Genomic DNA, 12922 nt, shown 5'->3' on the forward strand with positions numbered 1-12922 from the left:
GCGCGCTTGCAGGGGGACGTGACGCGGTGCAGCGTCCCTACATACCTGGGGCGTTGAGTCGCACGGGGACGCGGCGGCGGCCGAAGCTACCCGGACGGGTATCGAAGCGGCCCGGCACCGGAGCGTGGCAGCTCGGGCAGGAGCCCTCGGCCGACACCCGGTACTTCAACAACTGGTACCAGTCGCGGACGATGAGCGCCTCGCCGCACCCGCCGCAGAAGGTGGTGTCGCCCTCGGTGTCGTGGACGTTGCCGGTGTAGACGTGGCGCAGCCCCGCCTTGCGGGCAAGCTCGCGTGCTCGGCGCAGCGTGGCGGGGGGCGTGGCGGGGATGTCCCGCATCTTGAAGTCGGGGTGGAAGGCGGAGAAGTGGACCGGCACGTCCGGGCCGAGCTTCTCGTGGACCCACTCGGAGAGCTTCGTGACTTCGGCCTCCGAGTCGTTCTGCCCGGGGATGAGCAGGGTGGTGATCTCGAGCCACACGCGCGTCTCGTGGTGCAGGTACTCGAGTGTCTCCAGCACGGGCTGCAGCTTGGAGAAGGTGACGCGGTGGTAGAAGTCCTCGGTGAAGGCCTTCAAGTCCACGTTGGCCGCGTCCATCTTCGCGTAGAAGGCGCGGCGCGGCGCCGCGTGCATGTAGCCGGCCGTCACCGCCACGGTCTGGATGCCGCGCGCGTGGCAGGCATCGGCCACGTCCATGGCGTACTCGGCGAAGATGACGGGGTCGTTGTAGGTGAAGGCGACGCTCTTGCAGCCGAGCTCCTGGGCGCGCTGGGCGATGGCCTCCGGAGAGGCCTGATCCTGCAGCCGGTCGAACTCGCGGGACTTGGAGATGTCCCAGTTCTGGCAGAAGCGGCAGCCCAGGTTGCAGCCGGCGGTGCCGAAGGAGAGCACGCTGCTGCCGGGGTAGAAGTGGTTGAGGGGCTTCTTCTCGATGGGGTCCACGCAGAAGCCGGAGGAGCGCCCATAGGTGGTGAGCACCATCTGGTCTCCCACGCGCTGGCGCACGAAGCAGAAGCCGCGCTGGCCCTCGTTGAGCTTGCAGTCGCGCGGGCACAGGTCGCACTGGATGCGCCCGTCCTCGAGCGCGTGCCACCATCGCCCCGGGTACTCGCGGCTCATGTCCGCGCCTCCGGCCGGAAGGCGAAGGCGCCGTAGCCCACCACCCGGCTCTTGTCGCCCGCGGTGTCTCCCGAGGAGCGCAGGTCCAACAGCTCGGCGCGAAGCTTCCGCCGCCGCGCGGCCAGCAGCAGCCCGTTGATGGCGCCGGCGCCGCATGCGCGCTCCCCCTCCAGCGGGCCCTCCAGGGACACCACCTGCTCGGCGGTCTCCTGATCCACCTGTCGGGCCTGCGCATAAGAGAGGTAGTGGGAGAGATCCGAGCTGATCACCGGCAGCACGTCGTCCGTCCACAGCGCCTCCAGCACGGAGGCCACCTGCTCGGGCGCGGCGCGGCCCACCACGAGGGGCAGGACGGTGAAGGAGCCCAGGGCGCGCTGCAGGAAGGGCAGCTGCACCTCGAGGGAGTGCTCGCGCCGGTGGGCCTCGGCCGAGGGCACCACCAGCCCGGTAGCCTCTGCGCGCTCACGCAATTCGGCGTCCACGTTCACGGAGCCCAGGGGCGTCTGGAGCACGTCCACGTCGGGGTGGGCCAGGCCGCGCAGGGGGACGAAGTGACACGGCCCCAGGAGCAGCACGCGGGGAGAGCGCCCCTTCCAGCCGCGCAGGTGGGCATAGGCGCTGGCCGCGATGGGCCCCGAGTAGATGTAGCCGGCATGGGGGACGATGAGGGCGGCGGGCCGGGCCTGCTCGGGCGTGGGCGAGCGCTCCAGCCAGCCGTCCACCTGCTGGACGAGGAGCGAGGGATCAGCGGAGTAGAAGGAGCCCGCCACCGCGGGCGCGCGTACGCGAGCCATATCCCCCTATGACTAGCAGCGGTTGTGACGCGGGGCCGGGAGGCTCCGAGGGCCGCCTGCTCCCCGCCCAGCCAGCCCTCGCTGGGATTCACATGGGCTGGCTGAGCATCTCCCGGGCCCACTCGGCGAGCCGCTCGTACTGCTCCTCGGGCCAGGCGCCGAGGTAGATCATCACGATGCCGCCGTCGGAGGCCTGCAGGGAGGCCTCCACGCGGATGTTGGCCTCCACGAAGCTGCCGGGAGGATCGATGTAGCCCTCCTGGTGCTCGAGGTCGAGCGAGGTGAGGCGGGCGCAGGGAAACTCGGCCAGACACATGTCGAGGAAGTCGGGCGCGGGAGGGTGGGGCGGAGGCGTGCCGATGTGCATGCCCCAGGGGTCCATGCGGCGCTCGTGGGTGGTGCGCCGCACCCAGGCGAGCACGGCGCGCTCGTGGAGGGCGCCCACGTGGTCCACCGCTTGAGGGTGGCGCATGCCGTCGCTGCCGCGCAGGTGCAGGGTGTACTGGGGGCGCTCGGCGGCCCACCACCAGCTCAGCTCGAAGCGATCGCCCGGCCCGGACTCGCCGGGCGGAAAGAGCGCCTCCAGGTGTTGGAGGAACTGGACCTCGGTGAGGCGGGTGCGGTGCTCGCGGAGGGCGTGGAAATCGGCGCGGGCCGAGTGCAGCACCCGCGCCCGATACGCCCGCGGATCCATACTCAACAGGTCAAGCCACTCGTCATGACTCATCAGGGCGGAGCAGACTACTCCAGGGCCTGATTTCGCATACATCCCCCCGGGGTTTGTCCTGGAGTGGATGCGATTTGGGCCCGCGAATCCTCGACTCCCGGGGTGCGCTGGCCTGAGGGACGACGTGGTGCGTCAATGCCGGCCGCGCTGCTCTCCGGGGCCCTCCATGTGCTGGGAGAGGTTCTGCGCGGTGGTGATGAGGGCCAGGTGGCTGAAGGCCTGGGGGAAGTTGCCCACCAGCCGGCGGCGCGTCACGTCGTACTCCTCGGACAGGAGCCCCACGTCGTTGCACAGGCCGAGCAGCCGCTCGAAGATTTCCCGGGCCTCGTCCTTGCGGCCGAGCAGCGACAGGTTGTCGGCGAGCCAGAAGGTACACGCGAGGAAGACGCCCTCGCCGGGGGGGAGGCCATCGGCCACCTCGCGGGTGTCGTAACGGTGGACCAGGCCGTCGTGGCACAGCTCGCGTTGGATGGCCTCCAGCGTGCCGTGGACGCGCGGGTCTTCCGGCGGCAGGAAGCCCACCAGGGGAATCATGAGCAGGCTGGCATCGAGCGCCTTGGAGCCGTAGGCCTGGACGAAGGCGTTGCGCTGGGAGTCGAAGCCGCGCTCGCACACCTGGGCGTGGATGCGCGCGCGCAGGGCGCGCCAGGCGTCCAGGGGGCCTTCGAGGTTGAACTGCTCGGCGCTCTTCACGGCCCGGTCCACGGCCACCCAGGCCATGACCTTGGAGTGGGTGAAGTGCTGCCTGCCGCCGCGTACCTCCCAGATGCCCTCGTCGGGAAACTCCCAGGCGCGCTCGATGAAGCGGAGCAGGTGGCGTTGCAGGTCCCACGCTTCGGTGTCCGCGGGCACGCCGGCGCGGCGGGCCTGGTGGAGACAGTCCATCACCTCGCCGAAGACATCGAGCTGGTGCTGGCAGACGGCGGCGTTGCCGATGCGCACGGGGCCAGAGCCCTCGTAGCCGGGCAGCCAGGTCAGCTGCATCTCGGTGAGGCGACGCTCGCCGGCCACGCCGTACATGATCTGGATTTCGGAGGGCTCACCGGCCACGGCGCGCAGCAGCCAGTCGCGCCAGGCGCGAGCCTCCTCGGTGTAGCCGGCATCGAGGAGGGTGAGGAGGGCGAGGGTGGCGTCTCGGAGCCAGCAGTAGCGGTAGTCCCAGTTGCGCACGCCGCCGAGGAGCTCGGGCACGGAGGTGGTGGGAGCGGCGACGATGCCCCCGGTGGGCGAGTAGGTAAGGGCCTTGAGGGTGATGAGGGAGCGCACGACGTGCTCGCGCCAGGGGCCGACGTGGACGCAGCGCTCGGACCACTGGCGCCACCAGGAGCACGTCTCGTCGAGGGCGGCGAAGGCCTCCACGGAGTGCGGGGGGTGCTCATGAGAGGGGAACCAGGTGAGGACGGTGGGGAGCTGCTCCCCGGCGGCCACGGTGAAGTCGGAGTGGACGCGGCCGGCCTCGACGCGCAGGGGGAGGTGGGCGCGCAGCAGGGTGGCGTCGGGGCCGGCCTTGGCGGAGACGCAGGAGGGGGAGGAGCGCAGCCAGGGGGTGCGGTCGCCATAGCCGAAGCGAGGGGCGAGCTCCATGTGGAGGGGGACGTGGCCCTCGAGGCCCTGGACGATGCGGACGATGTCGGGCGCGCTGTTGCGCACGGGCATGAAGTCGATGAGGCGCACGCGACCGTCAGCGGTCTCGAAATCGGTCTCGAGGACGAGGGTGCCGGGGCGGTAGCGGCGGCGCACGGAGCGAACGGGGACGGAGGGGGCGATGCGCCAGCGTCCATGCTCCTCGGTGCCCAGGAGGGCGGCGAAGCAGGCATCGGAGTCGAAGCGAGGCCAGCACAGCCAATCGATGGAGCCGTCCTTGCCGACGAGGGCAGCGCTGTAGGTGTCGCCGATGAGAGCGTAGGCTTCGAGGGGCAGCGCCATGGGAGGAAGGTAGCGAGCCCCCAAGCGCACACGCTCGCCCGCCCCCCCGCTGTGAGTGCGGAGGAGCGAGCGCGCGACTCCTCAGGGCTCAATAACCGAGCCCGAGCTTCTGGGCCTCTTCGGCCAGCTCGCGCAGCACATCCTGGCGGTGCGCATCGTCCTGGCGCTTGAAGGCGAGCAGATCCTCGAAGCGGATGCGCCGGTGGGTGCCGACCTTGTGGAAGGGGAGCTTGCCCTGCTCCAACAGTTGGATGAGGTAGGGGCGGGAGACGTTGAGCAGGTTGGCGGCCTGCTGCGTCGTCAGCTCGGCGTGAATGGGGACGATGGTCACGGCATTTCCCTGCGCCATCTGCTCGAGGATCTTCACGAACAGCTCGAACGCCTCGCGAGGGACGGTGACGGCCTCGGCTTGCCGTTGCCCCTCGGAGCGGATGGTGACGCGAGGCGCCCGCTTCCGGGAGGCCTTGAGGAGGGGCAGCAGCGCGCGTGCGGCCTGGGCCGCCTGCTGAGTGTCCTCCTTGCTGGGAGTGGCGATGTCCTCGAGGTGCAGAGCGTTTCCCATGGTTGGCTCCTGACCCAAGGTGACACTGGCCATCCAGTGGGTCAACCGCAATATCCGCAGCATTCGAAATATCCGCAACATCCAACGTGGTAGGTTGGTAGGATGAAGGCCTATGTCCTTCGTCGTGCTGTACGACGCCTGTGTTCTCTACCCGGCGCCGCTCAGGGACCTGCTCGTTCGGTTGGGCCTCTCGGGGTTGGTCCAGGCGAAGTGGACGGAGCAGATCCTGGACGAGTGCTTTCGAAGCATCGCGCGGCAGCGGCCGGAGCTGGCGCCTCGGCAACTGGAGCGCAGCCGGAGGCTCCTGAGCGAAGCCATTCCGGACTGCATGGTGACGGGCCATGAGGCGCTCGTGGGAGGCCTCTCCGGTCTGCCGGACGCGGATGATCGACACGTCGTCGCCGCGGCCATTCGCTGTGGCGCGCAGGTCATCGTGACCTTCAACTTGAAGGACTTTCCGGGAGAGCAGCTGGCGCGGTACGCGATGGAGGCGCAGCACCCGGATGACTTCGTGCTGAGCCTGATCGATCTCGATGCGGCGGAGGTGGCCCGGGTCATCCGCGAGCAGTCGGCCGCGTTGAAGAACCCTCCGAGGACGGTGGCGGAGGTGCTGGAACTCCTCCGCCACCAGGGGTTGGCCCGCTCCGTTGCGCGACTGAAGGAGTTCCTCGGAGGAGGCTAAGGCCCTCCGTCGCCGAACGTGGTGCCCGCGGTGAGGCCGAGCAGCCCCGGATAGTCGAGCTGCCCGTGGTGGCCGATGATGTGGCTGTAGACGGGCACCTGGAGGTTGAACCCCAGCCGTACGTCCTTCACGCTCCAGGACAGCGTGCCGCCGACGAGCACATCCGTGCGCCCGAGGTTGCCGTCCTGCTGGACGACACCGCCCCAGCGCTCGGGCTGCTCATGAGCCAGGTTCACGCCCGCCGAGAGGTGCAGCGTGTCGACCACCTTCAGCCCGCCGGACAGCCCCAGGCCGAAGCGGTGACCGGCACGGAAGCCATGGGAGTTCTCCGCCAGGGACACCTGTGCCTGGCCCCACCCGCGCACACTCCAGGCGTCCCAGGTGCGTTCGGCCTCCAGCCCCAGCAAGGGCTGCACGGTGCCAGTGCCGAACTGGACGTGTTGGTGTGACAGGCCCGCGTCGCCGAGCGCGAAGGGATCCTCCACCGTGTTGCCGAGGGGCACGGTGAAGCCCGCGCGCGTGGCCAGCCGCACCTCGCCCAGCGAGAAGGCATAGCGCCCCAGCACCCAGGGGTCTCCCAGGCCGAAGAGCGTCTCGTTGCGGTGGTGGATGTTCTCGTAATCGAGCTCGACGGGAGTGCCATCCAACCGCCGGAACTGAATGGTGCTGCGGTTGAGGCGCAGCGGCAGTTGCAGCTCCAGGCCGAGCGCATCCGTGAAGCCATGCTCCACGCCGACGCGCAGCTCGCCAATGGCGAAGCGTTGATCATGGATCTGCGGCGGCTCGTCGCGCTCGTTGCAGATGGGGCCGATGTCCGGGCAGGCCGACTCGTGCATGACGCGCACGGAGGTGGTCAGCAAGGAGAGCTGCACGGCCGTCTGCCCGGACTTCAATCCTGTTTCAGTGGTCCTCCCGACCGGGAGGTTGGGATTGCTTCAACCCGCGCAGGCAGCGGCACGGCTGGGAATGGCGAGCCCGAGCAAACCCACGGCGATGGCGATCCACCTCATCGCGAGGCCCCCTCGGAGATAGCGGCGTCGAGGGCGGAGAGATCAAACCCCGTCACACTGCGCACGGGCTGACCATCCTTTCCATAGACGACGAGGTAGGGGAGGTTGGGCACGCCACCGAGGTAGCGCTTGGCGAGAGGCGACTCCCAGGAGACGACGTTGAGCTTGCGGTAGGCGATGTCCGAGCGCTGGTTGAGCAGGCCAAACACATGCGCATCCACCTTGCGGCAGGGCGCGCACCAGTCGGCGTAGAAGTCGAAGACGGTGACCTTGCCAGGAGCGAGGTGGGCGGTGAGGTCCGGCACATCCTCCCCCTGTGCGGAGAGCCGCTTCAGGTCCGCGTCAGCGGCGAGGACGGGGAGCGGCTCGAAGGAGAGATCCGGATGGCAGATGAAGCACTGGGATTCAGGGACATCGTGCTCGCCGCACCAATCCTTGGCGGCCTTGAAGCGGGAGACGAGGTGGGGATTGCAGCGGGTACAGGTCTCCTGTGGAACGCGGTGTTCACAGAAGGTGACCCCCGGGCCGGAAGCAACGCTCAAGGAGCTGAGCTGGCCATGGGCAGGAGTGGAGGAGGAGGCACAGCCAGAGATGGCGAGCAGAGCGCCACCGAGGAGCAAGGTTTTGAGAATACGCATGAGAAGAACACACCGCCTGCCCGAAGAAGGGCACGGCACAGAGTGAGGATGGACCGCGAAGACACAACGACAGTCTCAACTCACCCGGGGAGGCTGAAAGACGCCGCGAGCATGTGGACTCGAGGGTTTGCTCGGAACCTCCCACCAACCCAGGCGCACGGGAGGCGCGGGCTCCGGGAGCACAGGAGTCAGCTCCGGCACAGGGATGATCAGCCGGGCAAACGGGCAGGCAAGACAGGAGGCCGGGCAAGCATCCCGCTCCTGCTCCCAAGGAGCCCCGGCCGCATCCGAATGCTCCGTGTCCTCACCGCAACCCTGGGAACAGCAATCGGCGGCGAGCGCCTCGGCCCCGGAGAGGGCGAAGGCGAGCACCAGCACGAGCAGCATATGCGGGAGGCGGCGCATGGAGTCACCGAGAGCGTTACCGCGTGAAGCCCCCGGCCGCAAGTGGGAGGCCATGGGCCTCTCAAACGCTCTGCCTGTGCGCTAGCCCTTCACCATGTTCTTCACCACGAACCACAGGTTGGCGGGGCGCTCGGCGAGCCGGCGCATGAAGTACGGATACCAATATTTCCCGTATGGAACGTAGATGCGCACCGGAAACCCTGTCTTCGCCAGCTGCACCTGCAAGTCCCGCCGGATGCCATAGAGCATCTGGAACTCGAAGGCTCCCTTGGGCAGCCGCTGCCGCTCCGCGTAGTCCAGCGTCGCGTCGATCATCCGCTCATCGTGCGTGGCGATGCCGTGATACACGCCGCTGTCCAACAACACCTTCATCACCCGGATGAAGTTCGCATCCACGTCTCGCTTGTCCGGGAACGCCACCCGCGGCTCCTCCAGGTACGCCCCCTTGCACAGCCGGATGCGCACCCGCTCGGCACACAGCGCGCGCGCGTCCGCCTCCGTGCGCCGCAGGTAGCTCTGCAACACCGCGCCCACGTGCGCCTCGCCGAACTCCGCGTGCAGCGCGCGCACCGTGTCCAGCGTGTCCTGCGTCACCGCGCTCTGCTCCATGTCCACTCGCACGAACGAGCCCCGCGAGGCCGCCTCCGACACCACCGCGCGCGCGTTCTCCAGCGCCAACGCCTTGTCGAACAGCAACCCACACTGCGTCAGCTTCAACGAGACATTGGCCCGCACCCCCACCTGGTCGATGCGCGTCATCAACCGGCGGTACTCCCCCACCTCCGCGCGCGTCTCCTCCACCGTCCGCACCGCCTCGTTCAGGTGGTCGAAGCTCGCCATCAGCCCCTGCGCGTTCAGCGCCTTCACCGCCTGCACTGCCTCCTCCAGCGTCTCGCCGGCGATGAAGCGCCCCGCCAACTCCCGCAGCGGACCCAGGCGCGTGGCGACATCCTTCAACCCCTCGCGGCGCGAGAGGAACAACAGAGCGGAGCGGGACAGGTGGGCGGTGGCGAGCATGTGTCTGGGAATACCTAGGTTTGAAAATGTTTCAGGAGAAAAAAGCTCAGGACAGGTGTTGCAACAGGAAGTCGCCGACGAAGGCGTTGAAGGCCTCGGTATGGCTCATGTACGGCAGGTGGCTGGCCTCGCGGAGCACCTCGAGCCGGCCACCCGGAATGCGAGAAGCCACGTCCCGCGCGTAGCTGAGCGGCACCAGGTGGTCTCGCGCGCCGTGAATCACCAGCGTGGGGACGCGCAGGCGCTCCAGCGCGCCCAGGTAGTCGGCTTCCAGCACGTCGCGCAGCCGGCGCAGCAGCTCCATGGGCGAGAGCCGGCGCGCCTCGCGGACAATCTCCGCGCGCCCCTCGGGCGGAAGCCGCCGCCCGCCGAGCACCCGCGCCACGGTGGGGGCGAACACATAGGCGAACGGCTTGGGCATGCGCACCAGCGTGGAGAGGCTCAAGGCCCAGCGCCGCACGCGGTGGACGCTGGCCACCGGGGACACCAGCACCAGCGAGCGCACCCGCTCCGGATGGGCCAGGGAGAAGGCCAGCGCCACGAGGCTGCCGAAGGAGGAGCCCACCAGCGAGAAGCGCTTGGGGAGCTGCGCGGAGGGGTGCTCCAGCGCCTCCACGTTCCACTGCAGCGGCGAGTGCGTGAGCGGCGTGCGCAGCGTGGGCGTCCACAACAGCAGCCGCAGGTGCGGGGCCAGCGGCGCCATGGGCGCGAAGGAGCGTCCCGAGGCCCCCAGCCCCGGCAGGCACACCACGGTGCGCGAAACATCCCGCGTGCCCTCGGGGAAGGTGAACAGGCGCACCGGCGCGCCGCGCACCAGCCGCTCCTCGAGTGGCAGCTCGTAGCCTTGCTGAATGTCCTCCGGCTCGGGGACGAGCCGGGGCGCGTGCGCGGTGGCCTCAAGCATGGCACGCCCTCAAGAGCAGGCGCCGCACGCTGGCGGCCACCCGGTCCCGGAAGGCCCGCAGGCGCGACTCGGGCGCATCCTCCGGAGGCGGCTCGTGTGGCTCGCCCACCGCGAAGGTGAGCCGCACCGGCAACGGCAGCGGCCCCAGCCCCACCACCAGCGGCATGCGGTACTTCTCGCCCTCCGAGAGTCGCACGCACAGCCGCTCCTCTCCCGGCGGGTACAGGAAGGTGTCATCCACCCCGAAGCCCGCGAAGGGGACGATGGGCACCCCGGCCCGCGCCGCCAGCCGCACGAAGCCCAGCGCCCGCTCCCAGCGCAGGGTGTAGCGGTTGTGCGGACGCTTGAACGTCTCATGCGCCCCGCCCGGATAACAGACGACGAGGTTGCCGGCCTGGAGCGCCGCGAGCGCGTTGTCCCGCGTGCCCTCCACTCCGCCGAGCCACGGCAGCACCGTGCGCACCAGGGGAATGCGGAAGAATCCCCGCTCGGCCAGCCCCAGCGGATAGCGCCCTGTCTCCTGGTGCAGCAGGTGGAAGAAGGCGGGCGTCTCGTAGCCCCACACCCCATGGTTGCCCACCAGCAGCACCGGGCCCTCGGGCAGGTGCTCGGTGCCCAGCAACCGGGCGCGGTGGTAGGACGCGGAGAGGGCGGCGCCCGCCTCCGCCAGGCGGAACACGGCACGACGCGCGCTCGTGAGAAGGGTGTCCACGGGGAAGGAAGATGGGGATTCGCCCGCTCGCCGCCAGCCCGCTCCATCCTTGTAGCAGGCGGCCGGACGAGCCCTCCTCCCCTGACTCGCGGGAAGCGCGCGGCCGCCGCCTGAGAGCCTTCAATATGAGACACCTGTAGCGCCGGGTTGAGAGGGTTACCGCCGGTTGTCCCTCGGCCTCTTCATGCCGATGGTTGAGAGGTCATGGGACCTTTCGATCTGCTCACCGAACAGCACCGCGAGCTGGAGGAGCGCTTCGACGCGCTCGAGGCCGAGGAGAGCGCCTCCGAGGCCGAGGAGCGGCGAGAGCAGACCGAGGAGCTGCTGGCCCTGCTGCGGCTGCATTCCAGCCTGGAGGAGCGCTACCTCTACCCGCTGATGGCTCGGGTGGAGGGGCGCGCTCGCGCTCGCGAGGAGGCCGAGGACCATCTGACGATGCGCGAGCTGATGGAGGAGTTGGAGGACCAGTCGCCTGGCTCGCCCGAGTGGTGGGCCTGTTTCACCGCGCTGGAGGACCTCATCGTCGCGCACGTTCGCGAGGAGGAGGCGCAGACCTTCCCGCGCCTGCTCACGGTGCTGGACGAGGGCGAGCAGGACGAGCTGCGCCGAGCCTTCGAGTCCCTGCGTGAGGAGCTCTCCGCGCACGCGCAGGTCTGGCCGCCCGCCAACACGGCTGTGTCAGCGCCGCGCTGGGATGTATGAGCGCCAAGACAACTTTTTGAAATAGAGATTCGACAATCGCTGTCGTGAGAAGTATTGAGGGGCGCGAAAGCGTTCTGAAGCGCTTCAATATCTGTCTCACACGTACCTTTCCGCATACGGAGTTCCCAAGCACATGTCTGTCGACAAAGCGTTCCGAGAGATGATCCGCAACGAAATCGAGGTCCAGCTCAAGCCGCTGCGCGCGGTGATTTCGCGCCTGGAGGCGGGCACCTCGGACCTGGATGCCCTGCGGGACGTGGCGGAGCGGCTGGCGCCGGTGGCTCAGGCGATGGCCCCGCTGTTCGGCGCGCAGGTCGCGAAGCCGGCCAAGCGCGGCCCTGGCCGTCCGGCGAAGGTGGCGGCTCCGGTTTCCTCGGGCGGTGGCAAGCGCCGCGGCCGCAAGCCGTCGGGCGACGCCGGGCGCGACTGCGCCATCATCGGCTGCGGTTCGCCCAGCCGCACCAAGGGCTACTGCGCGGCGCACTACCAGAAGCTGCGCATGCTGACCAAGACCAACCGCCGTCCGTCGGCGTGGGTGGACTACGCCGAGCCCAACAGCGTCGAGGACATCAAGCTGCCCCGTGGTCGCGCCGCCTCCAAGGCGCTGGCCGCGGCCGCCTCCGGTGGCAGCTCGACCTGACAGGTTGGGTTGAACACGTGAAACGTTAAGACAGTCGGCCCCCTGACAATCCCTCTCCTCTCAAGGGGAGCGGTGTCTGGGGGCCGCTGAGTTGTCTCACCGGTGCGGCGCGAGGACCATTGCGCCCGGTGGCGCGTGGGGGCATGAAGGGCCTCCACATGAACAAGCGAGACATGGAGCCTGGCATCCTCACGGAGCTGGCCGGCCACACGACGTACGGGGAGTACCTGCAGCTGGACCGATTGCTGGCCACGCAGGTGCCGCGTTCGCAGCCGCCGCACCATGATGAGATGCTCTTCATCATCCAGCATCAGACGAGCGAGCTGTGGATGAAGCTGCTCATCCACGAGCTGACGGCGTGCATCCGCTACGTGCAGTCGGACAAGCTGGAGCCCTCGTTCAAGATCTTCGCGCGGGTGGGCCACATCCAGCGGATGCTCTTCGAGCAGTGGAGCGTGCTGGAGACGCTCACGCCCAACGAGTACCTGGAGTTCCGCGCGGCGCTGGGGCACGCCTCGGGCTTCCAGAGCTTCCAGTACCACGTGGTGGAGATGCTGCTGGGCATGAAGGAGGCCAAGGTGCTGGGGCCCTTCAAGCACGTGCCGGCGCAGCACGCGGAGCTGGAGCGGATGCTGGAGTCGCCGAGCCTGTATGACGAGTTCCTGCGCCACCTGTCTCGGATGGGGCACCCGGTGCCCGCGGACCGGGTGCAGCGCGACTGGCGCCAGCCGTACGAGCGCAGCGAGGCCGTGGTGGAGGTGTTTCGCCGCATCTACGAGAACACCGAGAAGCACTGGGATGCGTATGAGATGTGCGAGAAGCTGGTGGACACCGAGGAGCGGTTCCAACTCTGGCGCTACCGACACATGATGACGGTGATGCGAATCATCGGCTTCAAGCAGGGCACGGGCGGCTCCTCGGGGGTGACGTTCCTGCGGCGGGCGCTGGACACGCGCTTCTTCCCCGAGCTGTGGGACGTGCGCACGGAGCTGTCGCCCGTGCCGGTCCGCCGCCCCGGGTAGCCCGCCGGGAGACAGATACAACGCTCCAGGTCGTGCGAGGGGCTTCCTACCCATGGGGTTC

General features: G+C 68.9%; 15 protein-coding genes. 5 read left to right on the forward strand and 10 right to left on the reverse strand.

Translation table 11 applies throughout. From position 1 onward, the window contains the following. Window positions 1-37: 37 nt before the first annotated feature. From amrS to SYV04_RS33240, 5 genes are all read right to left on the reverse strand, one after another. Window positions 38-1120: an AmmeMemoRadiSam system radical SAM enzyme gene (gene amrS, locus SYV04_RS33220; RefSeq protein ID WP_321550010.1), complete on the reverse strand. Its 1083-nt coding sequence runs from the start codon at window positions 1118-1120 to the stop codon at window positions 38-40. Then, a complete protein-coding gene (gene amrB, locus SYV04_RS33225) occupies window positions 1117-1914 on the reverse strand; it encodes an AmmeMemoRadiSam system protein B (protein WP_321550011.1) in 798 nt (265 codons plus the stop codon). Before amrB ends, amrS begins: the two co-directional genes overlap by 4 nt. 88 nt (window positions 1915-2002) lie before the next feature. Further along, window positions 2003-2608, reverse strand: coding sequence for a hypothetical protein (locus SYV04_RS33230; RefSeq protein ID WP_321550163.1), 606 nt, complete (start codon window positions 2606-2608; stop codon window positions 2003-2005). A gap of 165 nt (window positions 2609-2773) precedes the next feature. Beyond that, window positions 2774-4567 (reverse strand): glycoside hydrolase family 15 protein, encoded by a 1794-nt coding sequence (locus SYV04_RS33235; RefSeq protein WP_321550012.1) that lies wholly within the window; start codon window positions 4565-4567, stop codon window positions 2774-2776. 88 nt (window positions 4568-4655) lie between these two features. Then, window positions 4656-5129, reverse strand: a complete 474-nt coding sequence (locus tag SYV04_RS33240) for a helix-turn-helix domain-containing protein (protein WP_321550013.1) — start codon at window positions 5127-5129, stop codon at window positions 4656-4658. Window positions 5130-5241: 112 nt separating this feature from the next. Here SYV04_RS33240 and SYV04_RS33245 point away from each other — a divergent pair, with 112 nt between their 5' ends. Next, window positions 5242-5811, forward strand: coding sequence for a PIN domain-containing protein (locus SYV04_RS33245; protein ID WP_321550014.1), 570 nt, complete (start codon window positions 5242-5244; stop codon window positions 5809-5811). On the opposite strand, the gene SYV04_RS33250 is transcribed toward SYV04_RS33245, so the two are convergent. Next, window positions 5808-6683 (reverse strand): hypothetical protein, encoded by an 876-nt coding sequence (locus SYV04_RS33250; protein ID WP_321550015.1) that lies wholly within the window; start codon window positions 6681-6683, stop codon window positions 5808-5810. The genes SYV04_RS33245 and SYV04_RS33250 overlap by 4 nt on opposite strands. 134 nt (window positions 6684-6817) lie before the next feature. Continuing rightward, on the reverse strand, window positions 6818-7126 hold the full coding sequence (locus SYV04_RS33255) for a thioredoxin family protein (RefSeq protein WP_321550016.1): 309 nt from the start codon (window positions 7124-7126) through the stop codon (window positions 6818-6820). Here SYV04_RS33255 and SYV04_RS33260 point away from each other — a divergent pair. Further along, window positions 7106-7891, forward strand: a complete 786-nt coding sequence (locus SYV04_RS33260; protein ID WP_321550017.1) for a hypothetical protein — start codon at window positions 7106-7108, stop codon at window positions 7889-7891. The genes SYV04_RS33255 and SYV04_RS33260 overlap by 21 nt on opposite strands. A 54-nt stretch (window positions 7892-7945) precedes the next feature. Here SYV04_RS33260 and SYV04_RS33265 read toward each other — a convergent pair whose 3' ends face one another. Genes SYV04_RS33265 through SYV04_RS33275 form a run of 3 tightly spaced genes read right to left on the reverse strand, consistent with a single transcriptional unit; the run spans window position 7946 to window position 10464 of the window. Then, entirely contained in the window at window positions 7946-8881 is a 936-nt protein-coding gene (locus SYV04_RS33265; protein WP_321550018.1) for a proline dehydrogenase family protein, read from the reverse strand. Between the two features lie 46 nt (window positions 8882-8927). Next, the gene (locus SYV04_RS33270) at window positions 8928-9785 is read right to left on the reverse strand and encodes an alpha/beta fold hydrolase (protein ID WP_321550019.1); all 858 of its coding nucleotides are present in this window, start codon (window positions 9783-9785) and stop codon (window positions 8928-8930) included. Further along, a complete protein-coding gene (locus SYV04_RS33275; RefSeq protein WP_321550020.1) occupies window positions 9778-10464 on the reverse strand; it encodes a lysophospholipid acyltransferase family protein in 687 nt (228 codons plus the stop codon). Before SYV04_RS33275 ends, SYV04_RS33270 begins: the two co-directional genes overlap by 8 nt. A 237-nt stretch (window positions 10465-10701) precedes the next feature. Between SYV04_RS33275 and SYV04_RS33280 the strand changes: the two genes are divergently transcribed. From SYV04_RS33280 to SYV04_RS33290, 3 genes are all read left to right on the forward strand, one after another. Next, window positions 10702-11199, forward strand: a complete 498-nt coding sequence (locus SYV04_RS33280; protein WP_321550021.1) for a hemerythrin domain-containing protein — start codon at window positions 10702-10704, stop codon at window positions 11197-11199. Between the two features lie 133 nt (window positions 11200-11332). Beyond that, window positions 11333-11839 carry a cell wall protein gene (locus tag SYV04_RS33285; RefSeq protein WP_321550022.1) on the forward strand — a complete coding sequence of 169 codons (507 nt, stop codon included), beginning with the start codon at window positions 11333-11335 and terminating at the stop codon, window positions 11837-11839. Between the two features lie 158 nt (window positions 11840-11997). Next, on the forward strand, window positions 11998-12861 hold the full coding sequence (locus SYV04_RS33290; RefSeq protein WP_321550023.1) for a tryptophan 2,3-dioxygenase: 864 nt from the start codon (window positions 11998-12000) through the stop codon (window positions 12859-12861). The last annotated feature ends 61 nt before the right edge of the window (window positions 12862-12922 follow it).

Origin of the sequence: Hyalangium ruber, from assembly GCF_034259325.1 — a bacterium.
Taxonomy (GTDB): domain Bacteria; phylum Myxococcota; class Myxococcia; order Myxococcales; family Myxococcaceae; genus Hyalangium_A; species Hyalangium_A rubrum.